Below are 23,787 nucleotides of genomic sequence, written 5' to 3'. Positions count from 1 at the left end.
TGTGAGTCGCGCCTGATAAGTGTAGCGGTTCGCCGACTGCCAATATTCCGAAAGGCGAGCTGCTTTTCCGCCGCCAGCGTGGTAATAGTGAAAGCTGGTTGTCGAAATCTGGTGGAACCTGATGCCCGAACCCGTCGCCGAACCGGCGCTCAATGGACTGCGCCTCAATCTGCGGATTGTCTCCGTCGTCATTTTTAACTTTGCCAGCTATCTCACCATCGGCTTGCCGCTGGCGGTGCTTCCCGGCTATGTGCATGATGTAATGGGCTTTAGCGCTTTCTGGGCCGGCCTGGTGATTAGTCTGCAATATTTCGCCACGCTGCTTAGCCGCCCGCACGCCGGGCGCTATGCTGACCTGCTGGGGCCCAAAAAAATCGTTGTCTTCGGCCTCTGCGGCTGCTTTTTAAGCGGCCTGAGCTATCTGCTGGCCGCCTGGAGCAGCGGCTGGCCGCTGGTTAGCCTGCTGCTGCTATGCATGGGGCGGGTTATTCTCGGCATCGGCCAGAGCTTTGCCGGCACCGGCTCGACGCTGTGGGGCGTCGGCGTTGTTGGGTCGCTGCATATCGGGCGGGTGATCTCGTGGAACGGCATTGTGACCTACGGAGCGATGGCGATGGGCGCCCCGCTCGGCGTGCTGTGCTATTCGTACATTGGCCTCAGCGGCCTGGCCGGGGTCATTATGACGGTTGCGCTGGCGGCCATCCTCTGCGCGCTGCCCCGCGCAGCGGTGAAGGCGGCGAAAGGCAAAGCGATGTCGTTTCGCGCGGTGCTCGGGCGGGTGTGGCCCTACGGCATGGCGCTGGCCCTGGCCTCCGCCGGTTTCGGGGTTATCGCCACCTTTATCACGCTGTTTTATGAGGCCAAAGGCTGGGACGGGGCGGCCTTCGCCCTGACGCTGTTCAGCTGCGCGTTTGTTGGCGCACGGCTGCTGTTTCCCAACGCCATTAACCGCCTCGGCGGGCTGAACGTGGCGATGCTCTGCTTTAGCGTGGAGATCATCGGCCTGCTGCTGGTCGGCTTTGCTGATACGCCGCTGCTGGCGAAAATCGGCACCTTGCTTACCGGGGCCGGGTTCTCGTTGGTCTTTCCGGCGCTGGGCGTGGTGGCGGTGAAAGCGGTGCCGCAGCACAACCAAGGGTCGGCGCTGGCCACCTATACCGTGTTTATGGATTTGTCGTTAGGCGTCACCGGGCCGCTGGCCGGCTTGCTGATGGCGTGGACCGGGATCCCGGTGATATATCTGGCGGCGGCAGGTCTGGTGATGGCGGCGCTGCTGTTGGGCTGGCGGCTAAAAAAACGGCCCCCGGTTAGCGAACCGGAGGCCAGCGCACCAGGCCAGTAATTACTGGATGGTGAGGGTGCTGATGATGCTTTCCGCTTCGGTCTGCGCCTGCTGCTGGTTGTCCGCCGGCAGGGTGACCTGCAGGGTCAGCAGTTTGTCATCCACTTTGCCGAGCAGTACGGAAGACCACGCGGTCTGCCCCTTGGCGGAGATGATGCTGTCCAGCTGCTGCAGGGTATGACCTTTGATCTCCAGCGACTTATTGCTCACCACCTGCAGCTGCGGGTCGCGGCTACGCTGCTGATCTTCCAGGCGTTTCGCCAGCACCGCCAGGTCTTCATTGGTGCTGTCGCCGACGATGACGATGACTGCTTTCTGGCCGGTGGCGTCAGAATAGACGTGCATGTTGTTCGCCTGAGTACCCAGTTTGCCGCTCTGGTCGGCCATGCCCGCAGGCAGGGTGAAGCTCAGCTTGCCATCCAGCAGGCTGATTGCCTGGCCGCTGGCATTGCTCTCCGCTGCTGCGCCAACGGTTGGCGCTTTTGAATCGCTGTTATCGCAGGCGGCAAGCCCCATCACCAGCAGGCCAATACCGACATATTTAACCAAATTGCGCATTGACATCTTCCTTTCGATAAACGGCCACTAATGGCTCATCCGGCTATCTTAACACATCAGTCCGCGAGTACCTTTAACTCGGCTGCAATGCCGACAAATCAGATTTATCCGCCAGCCTTTTCAACAGCATATTTAACAGAACGCCGTACATCGGCAGGAAGAAAATGATGCTGATAAGCACTTTAAAGCTGTAGTCGACGAGGGCGATCTCCCCCCAGTGAGCGGCCATAAACGGATCCGGGCTGCGCCAGAAGGCGATGAAGAAGAACGCTACGGTATCGCTGATGTTGCCGAACAGCGTCGAGGCGGTGGGGGCCAGCCACCAGTGACGACTCTGCCGCAGGCGGTTGAAGACGTGGACGTCAAGGATCTGCCCCAGCGCATAGGCCATAAAGCTGGCGATGGCGATGCGCGCGACGAAGAGATTAAAGGTGCCCAGCGCGGCGAAGCCCTGCCACTCGCCCATGTAAAACAGGGCGGAGATGGCGTAGGAGATGACCAGCGCCGGGACCATCACCGCAAAAATAATGCGTCGCGCCAGCGGTGCGCCAAAAATTCGCACCGTCAGATCGGTGGCGAGGAAGATAAACGGAAAACTGAACGCGCCCCAGGTGGTATGGAAACCAAAGATGGAGATCGGCAGCTGAACCAGATAGTTGCTGGAGGTAATCACCAGCAGATGAAATAGCGAAAGCCAGACGAGCGCTTTTTTGCGCTGTACGGTAGTAAACGGATTCATATTGTGACCTTTTTATGCCCGTCATGCTTCAGGTAAATGAGCAATCGGCAGCGGAACGTTGGGGTGAGGGAACCCAATTAAAAACGGCTGCATGATACTGCGTTGCCGGCGTAATGCAATGGTTGTTTTTCGCGCAAACGTTAACCTGGCTTGCGTACTGGCGAGCAGGGGGTAAACTAGGGCCGTTTTGTTGACGTGAGACTAAAATGAGCGAACTTTTCTCCACTCCTGACCACACTCTGGATGCCCTGGGACTCCGCTGCCCGGAGCCGGTCATGATGGTGCGTAAAACCGTGCGGACGATGCCGGTGGGCGAGACGCTGCTGATTATTGCTGACGATCCGGCCACCACCCGCGATATCCCGGGATTCTGCCGCTTTATGGAGCATGAGCTGGTGGCCCAGGAAACCGAAGCCCTGCCGTACCGCTACCTGATCCGCAAAAGCCACTGAGCCTCTCCCGGATGGCGGCGCGCAGCGCCTTATCCGGGCTACCCGACGGTCCGGAACCGTAGCCCTGCTAAGCGTAGCGCGAGCAGGGAATACCCCGGATGGCGGCGGGTAGCGCCTTATCCGGGCTACCCGACGGTCTGGAACCGTAGCCCTGCTAAGCGTAGCGCGAGCAGGGAAGCCGGTATCTATGCTACAACTTCTTACGCAATAACCGCAGCGCGTTAGCCGTTACCAGCACGGTGGCGCCGGTATCCGCCAGCACCGCCAGCCACAGACCGGTCAGGCCGAGCAGGGTGGTGACAAGGAAAATCCCCTTCAGCCCTAAGGCAATCGCGATGTTCTGGCGGATATTGGCGTGAGTCGCCCGCGCCAGGGAAATCATCTGCGCCAGGCCGGTCAGACGGTTGTGGGTCAGCGCGGCGTCGGCAGTCTCCAGCGCCACGTCGGTACCGCTGCCCATGGCGATGCCGATGGTCGCCGCTTTCATCGCCGGGGCGTCGTTGATACCGTCCCCGACCATCGCCAGCGGCGCATCGGCATTCAGCGCCATCACCGCTTCGACTTTGTCCGCCGGCAGCAGGCCGGCGCGGAATTCCAGCCCCAGTTCGCTGGCGATGGCCGCCGCGGCGCGCGGGTTATCCCCGGTGAGGATCACCCCCTGCACCCCCAGCTGGTGTAAGGCATCCACTGCCTGACGTGCGTCGTCGCGCAGGGTGTCGCGCAGCGCCAGGATGCCGAGAAGCGTCTCGCCGCGCATGACCAGCACCACCGTTTGCCCGGCGCTCTCCAGCTGCTGGATCTGCGCCTCATACTCTGCCGGGGCGGCTTTGCTGGCCGCGCAGATTAAAATCCGGCTGCCGTTGACCTCGGCTTCGATACCGGAACCTGCCAGCGCCCGCTGGCCGCTGGCCAGCGGAATGCTCAGCTGGCGCCGCTGCGCTTCTCGGACGATGGCCTGCGCCAACGGATGGCTGGAGCCTTGCTCCACCGCCGCCGCCAGCGCCAGCAGCGCGTTGTCGTCATTCTCAGCCGTGGCGATGACCGAGGTCACCTGCGGCTGCCCGACGGTCAGGGTGCCGGTTTTATCGAACGCCACCTGGCGCACCTGGCCCAGCTGTTCCAGCGCCGCGCCGCCTTTGATCAGCGCCCCGCGTCGGGCGGCGACCGCCAGGCCGGAGGTGATGGCCGCCGGGGTGGAGATGACCAGCGCGCACGGGCAGCCGATCAACAGCAGCGTTAAGCCTTTATAGATCCATGGCAGCCAGGCGCTGGCGAAGAACAGCGGCGGGACAATGGCCACCAACAGGGCCACCACCATAATGGCCGGAGTGTAGATCCGGCTGAAGCGGTCGATAAAACGCTCGATCGGCGCCCGACGTTCCTCCGCCTCTTCAATCAGCTTCAGGATGCGGTCGATGGCGCTGTCGCCCGGTTCGGAGATCACGGTCAGCTGCACCAGGCGGTCGACGCTGGTGGCGCCCGCCGCTACCCGTTCTCCGGCCTGGCGCTCCACCGGCACCGACTCGCCGGTCAGGGCGCTTTCATCAAAGCTGGCAAACGGCGACAGCAGTTGTCCATCCGCCGGCAGACGCCCGCCGGCAGCCACTTCAATCACATCTCCGGGACGCAGGTCACGCTGGGCGACGGTTTCCCGCACGCCGTTGCGCAGACGGATGGCGGTGTCGGGCTTCAGCGCCATCAGCGCGCTCACGCCCTGCCGCGCGCGGCTGGCGGCCCAGCCTTCGAGACGCTCGCCGATCAGGAACAGTAGCAGGACCATCGCCGCTTCCGCGGTGGCGCCGATAAACAGCGCCCCGATGGCGGCGACGCTCATCAGCGTTTCAATGGCGAACCAGCTCCCGCTTTTGATCAGGCGCAGCGCCTGACGGGCAACCGGCCACAGGCCGACCAGGGTGGTGGCAACAAAGGCTAACTGACCGGCGGGGTGGTTGGCCTGCTCCAGCCCCCAGCTCAGGGCCATCATAATGACCAGCGTCAGCAACGGTAAATTGTCGCGCAGCCGCGAGCCCTGCGTTTTCTCTGACGCGGGGGCATCGGCATCGCGCAGCGTATAGCCTGCCTGACGTACCGCCTGCTCAACCTGGGCGCGAACGTCGCCTTCAGCGTTAACCAATAATTTTTCCGTGGCGAACAGCACCTGAACCTGACTGACGCCGGGCACCTGACGAACCGCCGTTTCCACCTTGCGGGCGCAGGCGGCGCAGTCCATGCCGGCAACCTGCCAGCTGTAGCGGGCGTCGCTAAGCGCTTCGGCGGCTGGTGCGCTCTCTACGGCGCAGGCGTGGTCTGTGCAGCAGCTCTCCGCCGGGGCGGGCGCTGGCCGCATGGTGAATGACGAGAATTGTGGGACTTTTTTATCCTGCGCGTCTGGAGTCGACATGGCACCCTCCGGTAAATGATAATTTTCTCATTAGCCGTAGGATACACTCTGGAGTCGACTCCAGAGTCAAGGACTAAATTACAGGTACAGCGCGCGCACGATGAGGAAGTGGCCGGCAAAGTAAAACGCGGCGGCAATGGCGTTATCGGCGCGGAAACGGCGACGATAGTGACTTACCAGCCACACGGCATTGCTCAGCAGCAGCAGAGCGGCGCCGGCGAAACCGGACAGCGCGGTGTCGGTAGGGCGGGCAAACCATAGCTCACCGGCCAGCCAGACCATCACCAGCGTCATGCCGATAAAGGTCAGCACCGGCATTTTCATCTCTTCCAGGCGGCTCCAGATCACCGCCATCAGCAGGGCGCCGAATACCAGCAGCACCAGCGGCAGCGGCCAGAAGAACGACAGCGTCAGCTGGCTGGCAAACCAGATGGTATACAGCAGATGCGACAGGAAGAAGGCGCCCACCGCGTACATCACCCGCTGGCGCGGCAGCAGGGTGAGGGCGTCGCCGAGCAGCGAGGCGCACAGGCCAGCCAGCACCAGGTAGCTGATGGCATTGAACATCGGCGCCTGCCAGGCCAGCAACAGCAACAGAATCAGGGTGACAGGTTTAAATACCCAGCGTCGCCAGGCCGGCCCGCGATAGGATGCATCGACATAAAGCCATGCGGAGAAACAGACAGCAATAAATGACCAAAGCATAGTAAGTCCCTGTATCTGTTATCATAAAGAAAGTTACGGATGCGTGAAGCTACCACTCAGTGTAGTGGTTTGGCGCAGCAGATGACAATGTTATTCCAGTCGCAGTATGCTGATTCCTGATATTTTTTATGGGTAACCTTAATGAGTAAAATGCCGCTCTTTTTTGTTCTGGTCGTCGCGGTGATTGTGGTGGCGGCTTCGTTTCGCTATGTGCAGCAGCGCCGCGAAAAACTGGCGAACGACGCCGCGCCGGTGTTGCAAAAGCGGGTGATCGTCAGCAATAAGCGGGAAAAAGTGATTAACGATCGACGTTCGCGGCAGCAGACGGTGACGCCTGCGGGCAGCGAGATGCGCTATGAAGCGAGCTTTCGCCCTGAGAGCGGCGGGCTGGAGGTGGTGTTTCGCCTTGACGCGCCGCAGTATCATGCGCTGAGCGTCGGCGATCGCGGGATGTTGAGTTATAAGGGCACAGCGTTCGTGGCGTTTACGCCCGATCCCTGAGCCCTTGTCAGGACTATTTCTTCAGCGTCGCCTTCAGTTTTTTCTGCCAGGCGACGAGCTCAAACACGCCGAAGATAAAAATGCGGATTTGCTCAAAGCGGCCCAGCGGCGGGGCATCTTTCGGCTGCGTCGCCTTGAGCAGCGTCAGCTGCAGACCATGCATCAGGATCATAAAAATCAGCGCGACGTTGACGAAGATATTCAGCGGCTTCGGGAAGGGCTGAAACAGATTCAATAACAGAAAGGCCCAGACGCACAGCATCAGCAGGCGGCCTAAATTAATCAGCATGGTGCTCTCCTTGGGCCTCACGTTGGTAAAGACGGTACGCGACCTGTCCGGCCACTTTTTCACGATACAGATGCCAGTTTGCCGGTACCGGCGGTAAACCGTTTTCGACTTCGCTTTCGACGTACACCAGGGCCTCATCGGCCAGCCAGCCCTGCGTTTCCAGCAGGCGCAGCGTCTCCTCCAGCAGCCCCTGACGGAACGGTGGGTCGACGAATACGATCTCATGCGGCGTGCCCGGTTGGCTCAGGAAGCTGAGGGTGTTGGTCGCGATCACCTTGCCGCGATCCGCTTTCAGGGTGGCCAGGTTTTTTTGCAACTGCTGAGCGACGCCGCGCTCCATCTCCAGTAGCGTAGTGCTGGCCGCATAGCGGGACAGCGCCTCAAGACCCAGCGCGCCGCTGCCGGCAAAGCAGTCGAGGCAGTGCGCGTCAACGATGGACGGCGCCAGCCAGTTAAAAAGGGTTTCGCGAACCCGGTCGGTGGTCGGCCGCAGGCCCGGGCTCTCCGGCACCGGTAATTTACGGCCGCGCCATTGCCCGCCGATAATGCGGATCTGACCGCTGCCCGCGTGGTTTGGTTTTTTCATCTCTCTGCTCAAGTCTCAACTTCCGGCCTGCTATTCTAGCGATCGACGGCGGTTGACGAAACCTTAATCCGGGGGCGGTGCTGCGAGTTAAGTTAAGTGATAGACTATCCAACTAATTTCATCATTTTTTCAGCTTCTGATGAAGCTGCGCCATGAATAAACAGCGAGGAGTGTGGTCGCAAATGGCAAAAGAGAAAAAACGTGGCTTCTTTTCCTGGCTGGGCTTTGGACAGAAAGAACAGGCACAGGACACCGAGACTGAACAAAAAGTAGAAGAACAACAAGCGGTTGCCGATGAGACACCGGCGGCGGAAACCCCTGCCGAGCCGAGCGCGCCGAAAGCGGACCCGGAGGCGTTTGCCGAAGAGGTCGTCGACGTCACCGAGACGGTGGTCGAAAACGAAAAGGCCCACCTTGCGGAGCCTGCCAGCGCGCAGGAAGAAGAGTGGGTGGAAGCGCCTGCTCTGACCGAAGAAGCGCCTGTTGTTGAACCGGAGCCCGCGGTCAGCGAACCGCCTGAACAGCCTGCGGTGGTTGAGTCGCTGGCGGAAGAGGTTATCGCCGAACCGGTGGCGGCGGAGGTCGTGGCTGAGCAGCCTGTAGAGGATGCTGTTGCCCAGCCGCAGGAGACGGAAGCGCCGGAAGAGGACGCGCCGTTAAGCGATGAAGAGCTGGAAGCGCAGGCGCTGGCGGCCGAGGCGGCAGAAGAGGCGGCGGTGGTGGTGCCGGCGCCAGAAGACGAGGCGCCGGTGGAAGAACTGGCCCAGGAGCAGGAAAAACCGACGAAAGAAGGCTTTTTTGCCCGCCTAAAACGTAGTCTTCTGAAAACAAAAGAAAATCTCGGTTCCGGATTTATCAGCCTGTTCCGCGGTAAGAAGATCGACGACGATCTGTTTGAAGAGCTGGAAGAGCAGCTGCTGATCGCTGATGTCGGGGTGGAGACCACCCGCAAGATCATTACTAACCTCACTGAGGGCGCCAGCCGTAAGCAGCTGCGCGATGCGGAGGCGCTGTACGGCCTGCTGAAAGAAGAGATGGGTGAGATTCTCGCCAAAGTGGATGCGCCGCTGAACGTTGAAGGCAAAACGCCATTTGTTATTCTGATGGTCGGCGTGAACGGGGTGGGGAAAACCACCACCATCGGCAAGCTGGCGCGTCAGTTTGAGCAGCAGGGCAAAACGGTGATGCTGGCGGCGGGGGATACCTTCCGTGCGGCGGCGGTAGAACAGTTGCAGGTCTGGGGGCAGCGTAACAATATCCCGGTGATCGCCCAGCACACCGGCGCCGATTCCGCTTCGGTGATTTTCGACGCCATTCAGGCGGCGAAGGCGCGCCATGTTGATGTGCTGATTGCCGATACCGCCGGGCGTCTGCAGAATAAATCGCACCTGATGGAAGAGCTGAAGAAGATCGTCCGGGTGATGAAAAAGCTGGACGTCGACGCGCCGCATGAGGTGATGTTAACCATCGACGCCAGCACCGGGCAGAATGCGATTAGCCAGGCCAAACTGTTCCATGAGGCGGTAGGTTTGACCGGGATCACCCTGACCAAGCTGGATGGCACCGCCAAAGGCGGCGTGATCTTCTCGGTGGCCGACCAGTTCGGCATTCCGATTCGCTATATTGGCGTCGGCGAGCGTATTGAGGATCTGCGTCCGTTTAATGCGGGCGACTTTATTGAGGCACTTTTTGCCCGAGAGGATTAAGAATGATTCGCTTTGAACAAGTCAGCAAAGCCTATCTCGGTGGGAGACAAGCGCTGCAGGGGGTGAACTTCCACCTGCAGCCGGGCGAGATGGCGTTTCTGACCGGCCACTCCGGCGCAGGGAAAAGTACCCTGCTGAAGCTTATCTGTGGTATCGAACGGCCCAGCGCCGGCAAAATCTTCTTCAGCGGTCATGAAATCAGCCGCCTGAAGAGCCGTGAGGTGCCGTTCCTGCGCCGCCAGATCGGCATGATTTTCCAGGACCACCATTTGCTGATGGATCGCACCGTGTATGACAACGTGGCGATCCCGCTGATTATCGCCGGCGCCAGCGGCGATGACATTCGTCGCCGCGTCTCGGCGGCGCTGGACAAGGTCGGGCTGCTGGACAAAGCGAAGAACTTTCCGATTCAGCTCTCCGGCGGCGAGCAGCAGCGCGTGGGGATCGCTCGCGCGGTGGTCAACAAGCCGGCGGTACTGCTGGCGGATGAACCGACCGGTAACCTCGACGAGGCGCTCTCGGAGGGGATTTTACGTCTGTTTGAAGAGTTTAACCGCGTCGGGGTGACGGTACTGATGGCCACGCACGATCTGGGGCTTATCTCCAGCCGTCCGTACCGCGTGCTGACGCTCAGCGACGGCCATCTGCATGGAGGCATTCGGGGTGAATAAGCGCGACGCAATGAACCAAATCCGCCAGTTCGGCAGCAAGTTCGATCGCCTGCGCAACGCGGCGGGCGGCGGCGGCGGCGGGCGCAATGCGCCAAAACGGCCGAAAGCGGCGCCTAACCCGGCCTCGCGTAAGAGCAACGTGTTCAACGAGCAGGTGCGCTACGCCTGGCACGGCGCGCTCCAGGATTTAAAAAGCACACCGCTGGCCACCTTCCTGACGGTGATGGTTATCGCCATCTCGTTGACCCTGCCAAGCGTCTGCTACATGGTCTACAAAAACGTCAGCAGCGCGGCGTCACAGTACTATCCCTCGCCGCAGATCACCGTGTATCTGGAAAAAACGCTGGATGACGACGCCGCGGCGCGGGTGGTAGGTCAGCTGCAGGCGGAGCAGGGCGTCGACAAGGTGAACTATTTGTCACGTGACGAGGCATTGGGTGAATTCCGTAACTGGTCCGGCTTTGGCGGCGCCCTGGATATGCTGGAAGAGAACCCGCTGCCGGCGGTCGCCATCGTGGTGCCGAAGCTGGATTTCCAGAGCACGGAAGCGCTGAACACCCTGCGCGATCGGGTATCGCGGATCCAGGGGGTCGATGAGGTGCGGATGGACGACAGCTGGTTTGCCCGCCTCTCCTCGCTCACCGGGCTGGTGGGCCGCGTGTCGGCGATGATTGGCGTGCTGATGGTGGCGGCGGTGTTCCTGGTGATCGGCAACAGCGTGCGCCTGAGCATCTTCGCCCGCCGCGATACCATTAACGTGCAGAAACTGATCGGCGCCACCGACGGCTTTATCCTGCGTCCGTTCCTCTACGGCGGGGCGATGCTGGGCTTCTCCGGCGCGTTTTTATCGCTGATCCTGTCGGAGATTCTGGTGATGCGCCTCTCGTCGGCAGTGACCGAAGTGGCGAAGGTGTTCGGCACCCAGTTTGAGCTAAGCGGCTTAGGCTTTGACGAGTGTCTGCTGATGCTGATCGTCTGCTCGATGATTGGCTGGGTGGCCGCCTGGCTGGCGACAGTGCAACATTTACGTCACTTTACTCCCGATTAAAAAAAGCGTGATATAATCTTTCCCTGCTGCAATGAGTTCCTGTTCGCAGGGAAAGATACCGCAAGCTTGTTCTCCTTTTCCTGCCCTCACTTTTTCATCGTGGTGTCACATTTTGTGCGTAATTTATTCACACCGTTGCATGGAACTTGTGGATAAAATCACTGTCTGATACTAATGTGAGTGATATTCTCGTTGCTCATGAATGCTGGCATGCTTGTTGCCTGATGGGGACAAGACCACGTCAGAAGATATCAATTGAGAGGATTTGAATGACCAAAGAAATGCAAACTTTAGCTTTAGCCCCCGTTGGTAACCTGGAATCGTATATCCGGGCCGCTAACACTTGGCCGATGCTGTCGGCTGATGAAGAGCGGGAGCTTGCTGAAAAGCTGCATTACCAGGGCGATCTGGAAGCAGCGAAAAAGCTGATTCTGTCTCACCTGCGCTTTGTTGTTCACATTGCTCGTAACTACTCGGGCTATGGCCTGCCGCAGGCGGATCTGATCCAGGAAGGCAATATCGGCCTGATGAAAGCCGTGCGTCGCTTCAACCCGGAAGTGGGTGTGCGCCTGGTCTCCTTCGCCGTGCACTGGATTAAAGCCGAAATTCACGAATACGTGCTGCGCAACTGGCGTATCGTGAAGGTCGCTACCACCAAAGCACAGCGTAAGCTGTTCTTTAACCTGCGTAAAACCAAACAGCGTCTGGGTTGGTTCAACCAGGATGAAGTGGAAATGGTGGCCCGTGAGCTGGGCGTGTCGAGCAAAGACGTCCGCGAGATGGAATCCCGCATGGCGGCCCAGGACATGACGTTCGACATGTCGTCGGACGATGAATCCGACAGCCAGCCGATGGCGCCGGTCCTGTATCTGCAGGACAAAACGTCAAACTTTGCCGATGGCATCGAAGACGATAACTGGGAAGAGCAGGCGGCGAATAAGCTGACTGACGCGATGCAGGGCCTGGACGAGCGTAGCCAGGATATCATCCGCGCCCGCTGGCTGGACGAAGACAACAAGTCCACGCTGCAGGAGCTGGCTGACCGCTACGGCGTCTCCGCAGAGCGCGTGCGTCAGCTGGAAAAGAACGCCATGAAAAAACTGCGTGCGGCGATCGAAGCCTGATACGCCACCCCTGCCTGACGCCAGGCAACCCGATAACGCCCCGCCTCAGGTTGGGGCGTTTTGTTTTTCTGCGCCATCCATGGGCCGCAGCACCTCTGGACAGTGCGTCCGCAGGCAGCCGATCAGCACGCTGAATGCCGGCGCCATCTGCTCCTCGGGCTGGCTGGCAAATCCCATCAATAATCCTTTCTTACGCGCCGCCGTCAGGTAGTAGCGCGAGAGCGGCCGCACCAGAATGTGGCGCGCATTGGCCTCGCGGGCGATCGCCACATCGTCAGCCTCTTCCGGTAAATTGAGGATCAAATGCAGCCCGGCATTATCGCTGAAGTCCGACAGGGCGTCGGGCATACAGTGCCGCTGAATCAGCTCGGTTAAAAAGGCGCGGCGACGGCTGTAGAGCAGGCGCATGCGGCGGATATGGGCCGAGTAGTGACCAGCGGTAATAAACTCCGCCAGCGCCATCTGGATCAGCGAATGGCCGCCGCGGTAAAGCTCGGCGTGGGCGTGCTTCAGATCGCTGACCAGCGGACGGGGGATCACCACATAGCCCAGACGCAGGCCGGGATAGAGCGTTTTACTGAAGGTGCCGATATAGACCACCGGCGCGTCGGCCACCAGCCCCTGCAGGGCGGGGATGGGCTGGCCGGAAAAGCGAAACTCGCTGTCATAATCATCTTCGACGATCCAGCTCCCCTGCTGGCGGGCGAGCGCCAGCAGCCGCTGACGACGTTCAAGGCTCATCACTGCGCCCAGCGGATACTGGTGAGAAGGGGTGACAAAGATGAGCCGCGGCGCATCGTCAACCGTTTCCGGCGGACACAGGCCGTTGGCATCGACGGTCAGGGGCTCCGCCCGGACGTCGTTCATCGCCAGCAGGTGGCGAATGCCCCAGTAGGAAGGCTCCTCCACCCACGCCAGATCGCCGCTGTCGCACAGCATGCGGGTGACCAGATCGATAGCCTGGTGGATCCCCTCGGTGATAAGAATTTGATCTGCCTGACAGTGGACGCCGCGCGATACCCGCAGATAATCCACCAGCGCCTGCTGCAGCTCCGGGGTGCCGCCGTTGCAGCTGTAGCTTAGCCGCTCGGGCTTTGGCCGACGGCTGATGCGCGCCTGGATCTTGCTGAACAGCGGATGGGGAAAGGCGTTAACGTCCGGTACGCCGGGAATAAACGCTCCCCACTGGCGCGGGCTGGCGCTGACCTGGCCGAGCAGGTGCTGGCCGCGGCGTGAAAGGTGCGCCGTCGATGTCGCGATGCTGCTGTTTTCCCGCTCACCCTTAGCGGTCAAGGAACTTTCAGAGGCGGTTTGGGCAACGAATGTTCCGCTTCCCCGACGGGAAACCACATATCCTTCCGCCAGTAATTGTTCATAAGTTGTTAATATGGTGTTTCTTGATACGCCGAGTTCTCCCGCCAGGTCCCGCGACGGCGGCAGGCGGCTTTGCGGCGCCAGCGAACCGTCAAGGATCGCGCGGCGAAGCGCGTTGTATAAGCGTTTGTGCAGAAGAGGGTCGCGCTCTTCCTGCAGACGGACCAGCACCAGGTCACCCACCAGCGAACGCAATTGGATCCCTCAGATATTCAAAATTGGTACTCGATTATAGGGCCAACTCCTGTGTAAATAAACGACATCGTTTCTAATTTGTTGCGATAACGTGACATACACGACAGGAGATTCGCAGGTGAAAAGCTCAGAACTGAATCAACGTCGCCAGCAGGCGACGCCGCGCGGCGTAGGCGTAATGTGTAACTACTTTGTCGAGAAGGCGGAGAACGCCACGCTTTGGGATATCGAAGGCAATGAGGTGATCGATTTCGCCGCCGGTATCGCCGTGTTAAATACCGGTCACCGTCATCCGAAGGTGGTCGCCGCGGTCGCTGACCAGCTGCAGGCGTTCACCCACACCGCCTATCAGATTGTGCCGTACGAAAGCTATGTCACGCTGGCGGAACGTATCAACGATCTGGCGCCGATTGACGGGCCGGCAAAAACGGCCTTCTTCACCACCGGCGCGGAAGCGGTCGAGAACGCGGTGAAAATTGCCCGCGCTTACACCGGTCGTCCGGGGCTGATAACTTTCGGCGGCGGTTTCCACGGCCGTACCTTTATGACCATGGCCCTCACCGGTAAGGTCGCACCCTACAAAATCGGCTTCGGGCCGTTCCCGGGCTCGGTGTATCACGGTGTCTACCCGAATGCGGCGCATGGCGTGACCACCGCGGATGCGCTGAAAAGCCTGGAGCGCATTTTCAAAGCGGATATTGCGCCGGATCAGGTCGCGGCCATCATCCTCGAGCCGATCCAGGGGGAAGGCGGCTTTAACGTCGCGCCGGCCGATTTCATGCAGGCGCTGCGCGACCTGTGCGATACCCACGGCATTCTGCTGATCGCCGATGAAGTGCAAACCGGTTTCGCTCGTACCGGCAAGCTGTTCGCCATGCAGCATTATGATGTGAAACCGGATCTGATGACGATGGCGAAAAGCCTCGCCGGCGGTTTCCCGCTGTCGGGCGTCGTTGGTCGCGCCGAGGTAATGGATGCCCCAGCGCCAGGCGGACTGGGCGGGACCTATGCCGGTAACCCGCTGGCGGTGGCCGCGGCGCACGCGGTGCTGGATGTGATTGCCGAAGAGCAGCTGTGCCAGCGCGCTGAGCAGCTGGGTAGCCATCTGCAGGAAGTGCTCAACCAGGCGCGCGCCACCTGTCCGGCGATTGTCGATGTCCGCGGCCGGGGGTCGATGGTGGCAGTGGAGTTTAACGATCCGCAAACTGGCGAGCCGTCGCCGGAGTTCACCCGCCAGGTGCAACAGAAAGCGCAGGAGAACGGCCTGCTGCTGCTGAGCTGCGGCGTCTACGGCAACGTGATCCGCTTCCTCTATCCGCTGACGATTCCGGACGCCCAGTTCTCGAAAGCGCTGGATATTCTGGCGCGCGTACTGAAGAGCTAACGTCTCCCCGGCGGGCTGCGGCGGCAGGGAAGCCGAACAGCAACAGGACGCCGCAGTCGCCTGTTCATGCTCAGCGTGAGTGGTTTATCACCCTGATATCACCTTTTTTCCGGCGGAGAAAACCGCCGGAGTAAAACGGAAAGTATTATGTCTGAAAACTCCACCTTTTCTCCCGTCCTCACCGGCCGGGAACGTACGGCTGTCCCTGCAAAATCTCTGAGCTTCGTCGAAGGGGTATCGATGATTGTCGGTACCAATATTGGCGCGGGTGTCCTCTCTATCGCCTATGCGTCAAGCAAAGCGGGCTTTTTACCACTGCTGTTCTGGCTGGTGCTGGTGGGTAGTCTAACCACGGTGACCATGCTCTATGTCGCGGAATCCACGCTCCGCACGCGTAAACATCTGCAGCTCAGCGGATTATCAAAGCGCTACGTCGGCGGCTTCGGCGCGCTAATGATGTTCCTCTCCGTCTGCGTCAACAGCGTCGGGGCATTGACGGCTTATATGACCGGCAGCGGCAAGCTGCTGCACTCGCTGTTTGGCATCTCGCCGGCGCTGGGCAGCGTGCTGTTTTTCGTCCCGGCGGCAGGGGTGCTCTATCTGGGGCTGAAGGCGATCGGCCGCGGCGAGAAATTTATCAGCATCGGCATGGTGGTGATGATCTCGGTGCTGGTGATTGCCACGCTGCTGAAAGAGACCACCCGCGTGGGCTATCTGCTCGACGGCAACTGGCTGTATATGGTTCCGGTCTTCAACGTCGTGGCGTTCTGCTTCTCGGCACAGTATATCGTCCCGGAAATGGCGCGGGGCTTCGCCGACAAACCGGAAAAATTGCCTAAAGCCATTATGGTCGGCATGGCGCTGACCTTTACCCTGCTGGCGCTGGTGCCGCTGTCGGTGATCTCGCTTAACGGCCTGGAGAATATTTCGGATGTGGCCACCATCTCCTGGGGCAGGGCGCTTGGCGAATGGGCCTTCTTCTCCGCCAACCTGTTTGCGCTGTGCGCGATGTTGACCTCCTACTGGGGACTGGGCGGCAGCTTCCTGACCAATATCTTCGATCAGTTCCGCCTGGGGAATGACGAACAGCCCGCCCGTCGCCTGATGGTGCTGCTGGTGGTGGCGATCCCGCCGTTCGCGCTGGCCTACAGCGGCATGGTCTCCTTCGTCAACGCGCTCTATTTTGCCGGGGTGTTCAGCGGCGTTATTTTATCGATTATGCCGATCCTGATGCTCAAGGGCGCCCGCCAGCGTGGCGACCTGACGCCGGGCTGGACCTGTCCGGCCTGGATGACCCATCCGCTTATCCAATGCTTCATTGTGTTGTTGTATCTTTGCAGCGCCGTCTACGCGATAGCGTCCGCGGTAGGCTACCTGCCTGCTGGCTGGTAATTAGGGCCTGTTTTGCACCGCGTCCGGTTCATGCTGGCGCGGTTTTTTTATTTGTCACTTATCTGTTACATAGCCCGCAATTTAGTCGTTTCAAATTCCTCAGAATGACGGTATGTTTAGCATAGTGTGCTGCAAAAGCGCGAGCAGCCCCCGGTAGATTAGCTATCATATGCTTTTCCTATCGATATAAACAAAATAATGCGCTAACAAACAACATCACAACAAATGCAAAAACCATAATAATGGGGAGCCTCAGGATGAATATGAAGGGTAAAGCGTTACTGGCAGGATGTATTGCCTTAGTTATGAGCAGCGCGGCGCTGGCGGAAGATATCAAAATCGCGGTAGTCGGGGCGATGTCCGGCCCGGTGGCCCAGTACGGCGATCAGGAATTTACCGGCGCCGAGCAGGCGGTAGCGGATATCAATGCTAAGGGCGGCATTAAGGGCAATAAGCTGCAGATCGTAAAATATGATGACGCTTGCGACCCGAAACAGGCGGTAGCGGTCGCCAACAAAGTGGTCAACGACGGGATCAAATACGTTATCGGCCACCTGTGCTCCTCTTCCACTCAGCCGGCGTCTGATATCTATGAAGACGAAGGCATTCTGATGATCACCCCGGCAGCAACCGCGCCGGAGCTGACCGCGCGCGGCTATAAGCTGATCCTGCGCACCACCGGACTGGACTCCGACCAGGGACCAACCGCGGCGAAATACATTCTCGACAAAGTGAAGCCGCAGCGTATCGCAGTGGTGCATGACAAACAGCAGTATGGCGAAGGTTTGGCCCGTGCGGTGCAGGATGGCCTGAAAAAAGGCGGGGCGAACGTGGTCTTCTTCGACGGGATCACCGCCGGTGAGAAAGACTTCTCCACGCTGGTAGCGCGCCTGAAGAAAGAGAATATCGACTTCGTCTATTATGGCGGCTATCACCCGGAAATGGGCCAGATCCTGCGTCAGGCCCGCGCTGCCGGTCTGAAAACCCAGTTTATGGGCCCGGAAGGCGTAGCGAACGTCTCCCTGTCTAACATCGCCGGCGAGTCGGCGGAAGGTTTGCTGGTGACCAAGCCGAAGAACTACGACCAGGTGCCGGCGAACAAACCGATTGTGGATGCGATCAAGGCGAAAAAACAGGATCCGAGCGGCGCCTTCGTCTGGACCACCTACGCGGCGCTGCAGTCGCTGCAGGCGGGCCTGAATCAGTCTGACGATCCGGCGGAAATCGCTAAATACCTGAAAGGCGCGACCGTGGACACCGTGATGGGCCCGCTGTCATGGGATCAGAAAGGCGACCTGAAAGGATTCGAGTTCGGTGTCTTTACCTGGCATGCGAATGGTACGGCGACCGACGCCAAATAATTTAACCGGCGCCTTTCACGCTGCAAATGAGTTGTCTGCGACCCTCAACCCCGGTCACTTACTAATGTAAGCTCCCGGGGATTTCGGGTCTTGACGCCTTTTTGCCACGCGAAATGCTGGGTTAAATGGGCGGGGCGCCTTTCACGCTGCAAATGCGTTGTCTGACCCCGGTTGCGCTGCGCTTACCGGGGCTACAGCTTAATGCTTTTCCCAACCGGTGTGCTGGGCGCTAAAGCCGAGCGCCTGCATAAAGGCCGCCATCACGCCGCGGTCTTCCACCCCACGGTCGGCGACGCGCCAGCTATTGATCGTCGGGTTATCCCGTAATGTCTCTTCCACTAAATATTGCCCGACGCCGCGGCGGCGGGTCACTTCACGCACGCACAGATCGCTGAGCTCACCTTCAACGCCGCGCAGGGTAACGCGCACGGCGCCCAGCAGGCGCTCGTTAAAGCGGGCGGCGTAGAGACGATGGTTTTCATCAAGGGTCAGCGTCGACAGATCCTGCGACGGCCAGATTTTTCCCAGATCAATGCGATCCTGATCGCTGAAGTGCTGTAAACGGATAATGGTCAGTTTCATGGGCGGCAAGTCCAGTGCAAAACAGAGGCGCCAGTGTACCCAAAATTGCTGTCTGGCGGAGCGCTGTTTTTTGCGCATACATCAGGGGATTCGTTTTCCTGGCGTTGTTGGGGTAGCGCAATCCGTCATGGATCGAAAAATAAGCAGAATTTTAACCTAATGTGCAGCGTTTTATTCCGCCTTATGTATCGTTATTTTATGCTGCCGCATGGACTTTTTTTTGTTTATCTTCGGCAAAATACAGAATATTATCTTTGCTTAATCGACTGAAAAATAGAGATTTTAATCTGTTTTTTAGTGAAAAGCTGCGCTAAACCATTAAACTCAATGGTAAAAATGGCGTTGTTTAATAAAAGCACAGAATGCTTTTTAACCATAAAAATACAAAACATTTACACCACATCACGAACGGGGTTCTGCAGCATGAAAAGGAACGCGAAAACCATCGTCGCGGGCATTGTCGCATTAGCGATGTCGCACGCGGCGATGGCCAAGGATATTAAGGTCGCCGTGGTCGGCGCGATGTCGGGCCCGGTGGCCCAGTGGGGCGACATGGAGTTCAATGGCGCGCGTCAGGCGATTAAAGACATCAACGCCAGCGGCGGCATTAAGGGCGACAAGCTGGTGGCCGTCGAATACGACGACGCCTGCGATCCGAAGCAAGCGGTCGCGGTAGCCAACAAAATCGTCAACGACGGTATTCAGTACGTTATCGGCCACCTGTGCTCCTCTTCCACCCAGCCGGCTTCCGATATCTATGAGGATGAAGGCATCCTGATGATCTCCCCGGGAGCGACCAACCCGGAGCTGACCCAGCGCGGATACCAGTACATCATGCGTACCGCCGGCCTCGACTCCTCGCAGGGGCCGACCGCGGCGAAATATATCGTCGAGAAAGTGAAACCGCAGCGTATCGCTATCATTCATGACAAGCAGCAGTACGGCGAAGGGCTGGCGCGTTCGGTGCAGGACAACCTGAAGAAAGCCGGGGCCAACATCGTCTTCTTTGACGGCATCACCGCGGGTGAAAAAGATTTTTCCGCCCTGCTGGCGCGCCTGAAGAAAGAGAACATCGACTTCGTCTACTACGGCGGTTACTACCCGGAAATGGGGCAGATGCTGCGCCAGGCGCGCTCCGTCGGGCTGAAAACCGTGTTTATGGGGCCGGAAGGGGTCGGCAACGCCTCGCTGTCCAATATCGCGGGCGCCGCGGCGGAAGGGATGCTGGTGACAATGCCAAAACGCTACGATCAGGACCCTGCCAACAGCGCCATCGTCAACGCGCTGAAAGCGGAGAAGAAAGATCCGAGCGGGCCGTATGTCTGGATCACTTACGCCGCGGTTCAGTCGCTGGCGCAGGCGATGGACAGAACCGGCAGCCAGCAGCCGCTGGATTTAATCAAAGATTTGAAAGCGCACGGGGCGAAAACCGTGATTGGGCCGCTGACCTGGGATGAAAAAGGCGATCTGAAGGGATTTGAGTTTGGTGTCTTCCAGTGGCACGCCGACGGCTCTTCGAGCGCGGCGAAATAAGCGCTGAAGATGAGTTATCCCTCCGCCCGCGAACCGCGGGCGGTTTGAAAAAGGTCACCTTATGTCCGAGCAGTTTCTCTATTTTCTGCAGCAGATGTTTAACGGCGTCACGCTGGGCAGTACCTATGCGCTGATCGCCATCGGCTATACGATGGTGTACGGCATTATCGGCATGATCAACTTCGCCCACGGCGAGGTCTATATGATTGGCAGCTATGTCTCCTTCATGATCATCGCCGCGCTGATGATGATGGGCATCGACACCAGCTGGCTGCTGGTCGCCGCCGGCTTCGTGGGCGCCATTGTGATTGCCAGCGCCTACGGCTGGAGCATTGAGCGCGTGGCCTATCGGCCGGTGCGTAACTCTAAACGTCTGATTGCGCTGATCTCCGCTATCGGGATGTCTATCTTCCTGCAGAACTACGTCAGCCTGACCCAGGGCTCCCGCGACGTGGCGCTGCCGAGCTTGTTTAACGGCCAGTGGGTCGTCGGCCACAGCGACAGCTTCTCTGCGACGATCACCACCATGCAGCTGGTGATCTGGGTGGTGACTTTTATCGCCATGCTGGCCCTGACGCTGTTCATTCGCTACTCGCGGATGGGGCGCGCCTGCCGCGCCTGTGCCGAAGACCTGAAAATGGCCAGCCTGCTCGGGATTAACACCGACCGCGTTATCGCCCTGACCTTTGTCATCGGCGCAGCGATGGCGGCGGTGGCCGGCGTGCTGCTGGGGCAGTTCTACGGCGTGATTAACCCCTACATCGGCTTTATGGCCGGGATGAAGGCCTTCACCGCCGCCGTGCTCGGCGGTATCGGCAGTATTCCGGGCGCGATGATCGGCGGCCTGATCCTGGGTATTGCCGAAGCGCTCTCTTCTGCCTATCTCAGCACTGAATATAAGGACGTGGTTTCCTTCGCGCTGCTGATTCTGGTGCTGTTAGTAATGCCGACCGGCATTCTGGGCCGCCCGGAGGTTGAAAAAGTATGAAACCGATGCAAATTGCAATGGCGCTGCTCTCTGCTGCGATGTTCTTCATTCTGGCGGGCGTCTTTATGGGCGTGCAGCTGGAGCTGAACGGCACCAAACTGGTGGTGGATACCGCCGCCGATATTCGCTGGCAGTGGATCTTCATCGGCACCGCGGTGGTCTTTTTCTTCCAGCTGCTGCGGCCGCTGTTCCAGAAAGCGGTTAAGAACGTCTCCGGGCCGAAGTTTATTATGCCGGCGATTGACGGCTCAACGGTGAAGCAGAAGCTGTTCCTGATCGCCCTGCTGGTCATTGCCGTGGCCTGGCCGTTTATGGTGTCGCGCGGCACGGTGGATATCGCCACCCTGACGATGATCTATATCATCCTCGGCCTCGGGCTGAACGTGGTGGTCGGGCTTTCCGGCCTGCTGGTGCTGGGCTACGGCGGGTTCTACGCCATCGGCGCCTACACTTTCGCGCTGCTGAACCACTATTACGGTCTTGGTTTCTGGACCTGTCTGCCGCTGGCCGGCCTGGTCTCCGCGGCGGCTGGCTTCCTGCTCGGTTTCCCGGTACTGCGTCTGCGCGGCGACTACCTGGCGATCGTGACCTTAGGCTTCGGCGAGATCGTGCGTATTCTGCTGCTCAACAATACCGAAATCACCGGCGGGCCGAACGGCATCAGCCAGATCCCGAAACCGACCTTCTTTGGCCTCGAATTTAGCCGTAGCGCCCGCGAAGGCGGCTGGGATACCTTCAGCAACTTCTTCGGCGTCAAATACGATCCCTCCGACCGGGTGATTTTCCTCTACCTGGTGGCGCTGCTGCTGGTGGTGCTGAGCCTGTTCGTTATCAACCGCCTGCTGCGGATGCCGCTGGGGCGGGCGTGGGAAGCGCTGCGTGAAGATGAAATCGCCTGTCGTTCGCTGGGCCTGAGCCCGACGCGCATTAAGCTGACCGCCTTTACCATCAGCGCCGCGTTTGCCGGCTTTGCCGGGACGCTGTTCGCCGCGCGCCAGGGTTTCGTCAGTCCGGAATCCTTTACCTTCGCCGAGTCCGCCTTCGTACTGGCGATCGTCGTGCTGGGCGGGATGGGCTCGCAGTTCGCGGTGATCCTGGCGGCTATTCTGCTGGTGGTGTCGCGTGAGCTGATGCGTGACTTTAACGAATACAGCATGTTAATGCTCGGCGGCCTGATGGTGCTGATGATGATCTGGCGTCCGCAGGGGCTTCTGCCAATGACGCGCGTGCAGTTGAAGCTGAAAAACGGTCAGGCGAAAGGAGAGCAGGCATGAGTCAGCCATTATTATCCGTCAGCGGCCTGATGATGCGTTTCGGCGGTCTGCTGGCCGTCAACAATGTGTCGCTGGAGCTCAGAGAGCGCGAGATCGTCTCGCTGATCGGCCCCAACGGCGCCGGGAAGACCACGGTCTTTAACTGCCTGACCGGTTTCTACAAGCCTACCGGCGGCACCATTCTGCTGCGCGACCAGCATCTGGAAGGGCTGCCGGGCCAGCAGATTGCCCGGATGGGCGTGGTGCGGACCTTCCAGCACGTGCGTCTGTTCCGCGAAATGACGGTGATTGAAAACCTGCTGGTGGCGCAACATCAGCAGCTGAAAACCGGTCTCTTCTCCGGTCTGCTGAAAACGCCGGCCTTCCGTCGGGCGCAGAGCGAAGCGCTGGATCGCGCGGCCACCTGGCTGGAGCGTATCGGCCTGCTGGAGCACGCTAACCGCCAGGCCAGCAACCTGGCCTATGGCGACCAGCGCCGGCTGGAGATTGCCCGCTGCATGGTGACCCAGCCGGAAATTCTGATGCTCGATGAACCCGCGGCGGGGCTGAACCCGAAAGAGACCAAAGAGCTGGACGAGCTTATCGCCGAGCTGCGTAACCATCACAACACCACCATCCTGCTTATCGAACACGATATGAAGCTGGTGATGGGCATTTCCGATCGCATCTACGTCGTGAACCAGGGGACACCGCTGGCCAACGGGACGCCGGAAGAGATTCGTAATAACCCGGACGTGATCCGCGCATACCTTGGTGAGGCATAAGATGGAAAACGCGATGTTAACTTTTGACAACGTCAGCGCCCACTACGGCAAGATTCAGGCGCTGCACAACGTCAGCCTGCATATCAAACAGGGCGAGATTGTGACGCTTATCGGCGCCAACGGCGCGGGGAAAACCACCCTGCTCGGCACGCTGTGCGGCGATCCGCGCGCCTCCAGCGGGCGCATTGTCTTTGACGGTAAGGATATTACCGACTGGCAGACGGCGAAGATCATGCGCGAGGCGGTGGCGATCGTCCCGGAAGGGCGGCGCGTCTTTTCGCGTATGACGGTGGAAGAGAACCTGGCGATGGGCGGTTTCTTTGCCGACCGCAATCAGTTCCAGACCCGCATCAAATGGGTGTATGAGCTGTTTCCGCGTCTGCACGAGCGCCGTATCCAGCGCGCCGGCACCATGTCCGGCGGCGAACAGCAGATGCTGGCGATCGGTCGCGCTCTGATGAGCCAGCCGCGTCTGCTGCTGCTGGATGAACCGTCATTAGGGCTGGCGCCGATCATTATTCAGCAGATCTTCGATACCATTGAGCAACTGCGCGAGCAGGGGATGACTATCTTCCTCGTCGAGCAGAACGCCAACCAGGCGCTGAAGCTGGCCGACCGCGGCTACGTGCTGGAGAACGGTCACGTGGTGCTGGAGGATACCGGCGACGCGCTGCTGGCCAACGAGGCGGTGCGCAGCGCCTATCTCGGCGGTTAATTCATCGCAACCCGGCGTCGTTCAGTTCGCCGGTTTGTAGCCCGGGCGAGGCGCTTGCGCCGACCCCGGGAGCCGATCGCACAACTATTATCCGTGTCTCAGC

The 23,787-nt window shown here is 59.6% G+C and carries 23 protein-coding genes; 15 read left to right on the top strand and 8 right to left on the bottom strand.

Annotated elements, in window-relative coordinates:
* The first annotated feature begins 121 nt into the window (after positions 1-121).
* Positions 122-1,342 (top strand): MFS transporter, encoded by a 1,221-nt coding sequence (locus CE636_RS13530; RefSeq protein WP_017899985.1) that lies wholly within the window; start codon positions 122-124, stop codon positions 1,340-1,342.
* Here CE636_RS13530 and CE636_RS13525 read toward each other — a convergent pair whose 3' ends face one another.
* Positions 1,343-1,900, bottom strand: a complete 558-nt coding sequence (locus tag CE636_RS13525) for a DcrB family lipoprotein (protein WP_017899984.1) — start codon at positions 1,898-1,900, stop codon at positions 1,343-1,345.
* Positions 1,901-1,973: 73 nt separating this feature from the next.
* Positions 1,974-2,639, bottom strand: a complete 666-nt coding sequence (locus CE636_RS13520) for a 7-cyano-7-deazaguanine/7-aminomethyl-7-deazaguanine transporter (RefSeq protein WP_004202088.1) — start codon at positions 2,637-2,639, stop codon at positions 1,974-1,976.
* Positions 2,640-2,845: 206 nt separating this feature from the next.
* Here CE636_RS13520 and tusA point away from each other — a divergent pair, with 206 nt between their 5' ends.
* Positions 2,846-3,091 carry a sulfurtransferase TusA gene (gene tusA, locus CE636_RS13515; protein ID WP_002920858.1) on the top strand — a complete coding sequence of 82 codons (246 nt, stop codon included), beginning with the start codon at positions 2,846-2,848 and terminating at the stop codon, positions 3,089-3,091.
* A 190-nt stretch (positions 3,092-3,281) separates the two neighbouring features.
* On the opposite strand, the gene zntA is transcribed toward tusA, so the two are convergent.
* Together zntA and CE636_RS13505 are read right to left on the bottom strand one after the other, a co-directional pair.
* Positions 3,282-5,492, bottom strand: a complete 2,211-nt coding sequence (gene zntA / locus CE636_RS13510) for a Zn(II)/Cd(II)/Pb(II) translocating P-type ATPase ZntA (RefSeq protein WP_017899983.1) — start codon at positions 5,490-5,492, stop codon at positions 3,282-3,284.
* Between the two features lie 78 nt (positions 5,493-5,570).
* Positions 5,571-6,197, bottom strand: coding sequence for a lysoplasmalogenase (locus CE636_RS13505; protein ID WP_004202090.1), 627 nt, complete (start codon positions 6,195-6,197; stop codon positions 5,571-5,573).
* Between the two features lie 150 nt (positions 6,198-6,347).
* Between CE636_RS13505 and CE636_RS13500 the strand changes: the two genes are divergently transcribed.
* Positions 6,348-6,698, top strand: coding sequence for a DUF2500 domain-containing protein (locus tag CE636_RS13500; RefSeq protein WP_025999214.1), 351 nt, complete (start codon positions 6,348-6,350; stop codon positions 6,696-6,698).
* Positions 6,699-6,711: 13 nt separating this feature from the next.
* Here the strand turns inward: CE636_RS13500 and CE636_RS13495 are convergent, their stop codons facing one another.
* Both CE636_RS13495 and rsmD read right to left on the bottom strand, forming a co-directional pair.
* Positions 6,712-6,987 (bottom strand): DUF1145 family protein, encoded by a 276-nt coding sequence (locus tag CE636_RS13495; protein WP_004202092.1) that lies wholly within the window; start codon positions 6,985-6,987, stop codon positions 6,712-6,714.
* Complete coding sequence (gene rsmD, locus CE636_RS13490; protein WP_017899982.1) at positions 6,977-7,573, bottom strand: 16S rRNA (guanine(966)-N(2))-methyltransferase; 597 nt, start codon at positions 7,571-7,573, stop codon at positions 6,977-6,979. The genes CE636_RS13495 and rsmD overlap by 11 nt, the downstream gene beginning before the upstream one ends.
* 182 nt (positions 7,574-7,755) lie before the next feature.
* Between rsmD and ftsY the strand changes: the two genes are divergently transcribed.
* From ftsY to rpoH, 4 genes are all read left to right on the top strand, one after another.
* On the top strand, positions 7,756-9,279 hold the full coding sequence (gene ftsY / locus CE636_RS13485) for a signal recognition particle-docking protein FtsY (protein ID WP_017899981.1): 1,524 nt from the start codon (positions 7,756-7,758) through the stop codon (positions 9,277-9,279).
* Between the two features lie 2 nt (positions 9,280-9,281).
* On the top strand, positions 9,282-9,950 hold the full coding sequence (gene ftsE / locus CE636_RS13480; protein ID WP_004202097.1) for a cell division ATP-binding protein FtsE: 669 nt from the start codon (positions 9,282-9,284) through the stop codon (positions 9,948-9,950).
* Positions 9,943-10,998: a permease-like cell division protein FtsX gene (gene ftsX, locus CE636_RS13475; RefSeq protein ID WP_002920816.1), complete on the top strand. Its 1,056-nt coding sequence runs from the start codon at positions 9,943-9,945 to the stop codon at positions 10,996-10,998. Before ftsE ends, ftsX begins: the two co-directional genes overlap by 8 nt.
* Before the next feature lie 269 nt (positions 10,999-11,267).
* Positions 11,268-12,122 carry an RNA polymerase sigma factor RpoH gene (gene rpoH, locus CE636_RS13470; RefSeq protein WP_002920815.1) on the top strand — a complete coding sequence of 285 codons (855 nt, stop codon included), beginning with the start codon at positions 11,268-11,270 and terminating at the stop codon, positions 12,120-12,122.
* A gap of 45 nt (positions 12,123-12,167) precedes the next feature.
* Here rpoH and CE636_RS13465 read toward each other — a convergent pair whose 3' ends face one another.
* Positions 12,168-13,691, bottom strand: coding sequence for a PLP-dependent aminotransferase family protein (locus CE636_RS13465; RefSeq protein WP_004202101.1), 1,524 nt, complete (start codon positions 13,689-13,691; stop codon positions 12,168-12,170).
* Between the two features lie 118 nt (positions 13,692-13,809).
* Here CE636_RS13465 and CE636_RS13460 point away from each other — a divergent pair, with 118 nt between their 5' ends.
* The 3 genes from CE636_RS13460 to livJ all read left to right on the top strand — a co-directional run bounded on the left by CE636_RS13460 (position 13,810) and on the right by livJ (position 17,828).
* Complete coding sequence (locus CE636_RS13460) at positions 13,810-15,075, top strand: 4-aminobutyrate--2-oxoglutarate transaminase (protein ID WP_004202103.1); 1,266 nt, start codon at positions 13,810-13,812, stop codon at positions 15,073-15,075.
* Positions 15,076-15,222: 147 nt separating this feature from the next.
* Positions 15,223-16,467: an aromatic amino acid transport family protein gene (locus CE636_RS13455; protein WP_017899980.1), complete on the top strand. Its 1,245-nt coding sequence runs from the start codon at positions 15,223-15,225 to the stop codon at positions 16,465-16,467.
* Between the two features lie 257 nt (positions 16,468-16,724).
* Positions 16,725-17,828 carry a branched chain amino acid ABC transporter substrate-binding protein LivJ gene (livJ, locus tag CE636_RS13450; protein WP_002920812.1) on the top strand — a complete coding sequence of 368 codons (1,104 nt, stop codon included), beginning with the start codon at positions 16,725-16,727 and terminating at the stop codon, positions 17,826-17,828.
* A 198-nt stretch (positions 17,829-18,026) separates the two neighbouring features.
* On the opposite strand, the gene panM is transcribed toward livJ, so the two are convergent.
* Positions 18,027-18,410 carry an aspartate 1-decarboxylase autocleavage activator PanM gene (gene panM, locus CE636_RS13445; RefSeq protein WP_004202106.1) on the bottom strand — a complete coding sequence of 128 codons (384 nt, stop codon included), beginning with the start codon at positions 18,408-18,410 and terminating at the stop codon, positions 18,027-18,029.
* 423 nt (positions 18,411-18,833) lie between these two features.
* Here panM and livK point away from each other — a divergent pair, with 423 nt between their 5' ends.
* From livK to livF, 5 genes are all read left to right on the top strand, one after another.
* Positions 18,834-19,943, top strand: a complete 1,110-nt coding sequence (livK, locus tag CE636_RS13435; protein WP_002920808.1) for a high-affinity branched-chain amino acid ABC transporter substrate-binding protein LivK — start codon at positions 18,834-18,836, stop codon at positions 19,941-19,943.
* A gap of 61 nt (positions 19,944-20,004) precedes the next feature.
* Positions 20,005-20,931, top strand: a complete 927-nt coding sequence (livH, locus tag CE636_RS13430; RefSeq protein WP_002920807.1) for a high-affinity branched-chain amino acid ABC transporter permease LivH — start codon at positions 20,005-20,007, stop codon at positions 20,929-20,931.
* Positions 20,928-22,205, top strand: a complete 1,278-nt coding sequence (gene livM, locus CE636_RS13425; RefSeq protein WP_004202111.1) for a branched chain amino acid ABC transporter permease LivM — start codon at positions 20,928-20,930, stop codon at positions 22,203-22,205. Before livH ends, livM begins: the two co-directional genes overlap by 4 nt.
* Positions 22,202-22,969 carry a high-affinity branched-chain amino acid ABC transporter ATP-binding protein LivG gene (gene livG / locus CE636_RS13420; RefSeq protein ID WP_002920803.1) on the top strand — a complete coding sequence of 256 codons (768 nt, stop codon included), beginning with the start codon at positions 22,202-22,204 and terminating at the stop codon, positions 22,967-22,969. The genes livM and livG overlap by 4 nt, the downstream gene beginning before the upstream one ends.
* A gap of 1 nt (position 22,970) precedes the next feature.
* Complete coding sequence (livF, locus tag CE636_RS13415) at positions 22,971-23,684, top strand: high-affinity branched-chain amino acid ABC transporter ATP-binding protein LivF (protein ID WP_017899978.1); 714 nt, start codon at positions 22,971-22,973, stop codon at positions 23,682-23,684.
* Positions 23,685-23,787: the final 103 nt, after the last annotated feature.

This window comes from Klebsiella sp. LY, assembly GCF_004010915.1.
GTDB classification, from domain to species: Bacteria; Pseudomonadota; Gammaproteobacteria; order Enterobacterales; family Enterobacteriaceae; genus Klebsiella; species Klebsiella quasipneumoniae.
Note: the sequence above shows the minus strand (reverse complement) of the source record. Positions and strands in the feature narration are given on the sequence as shown.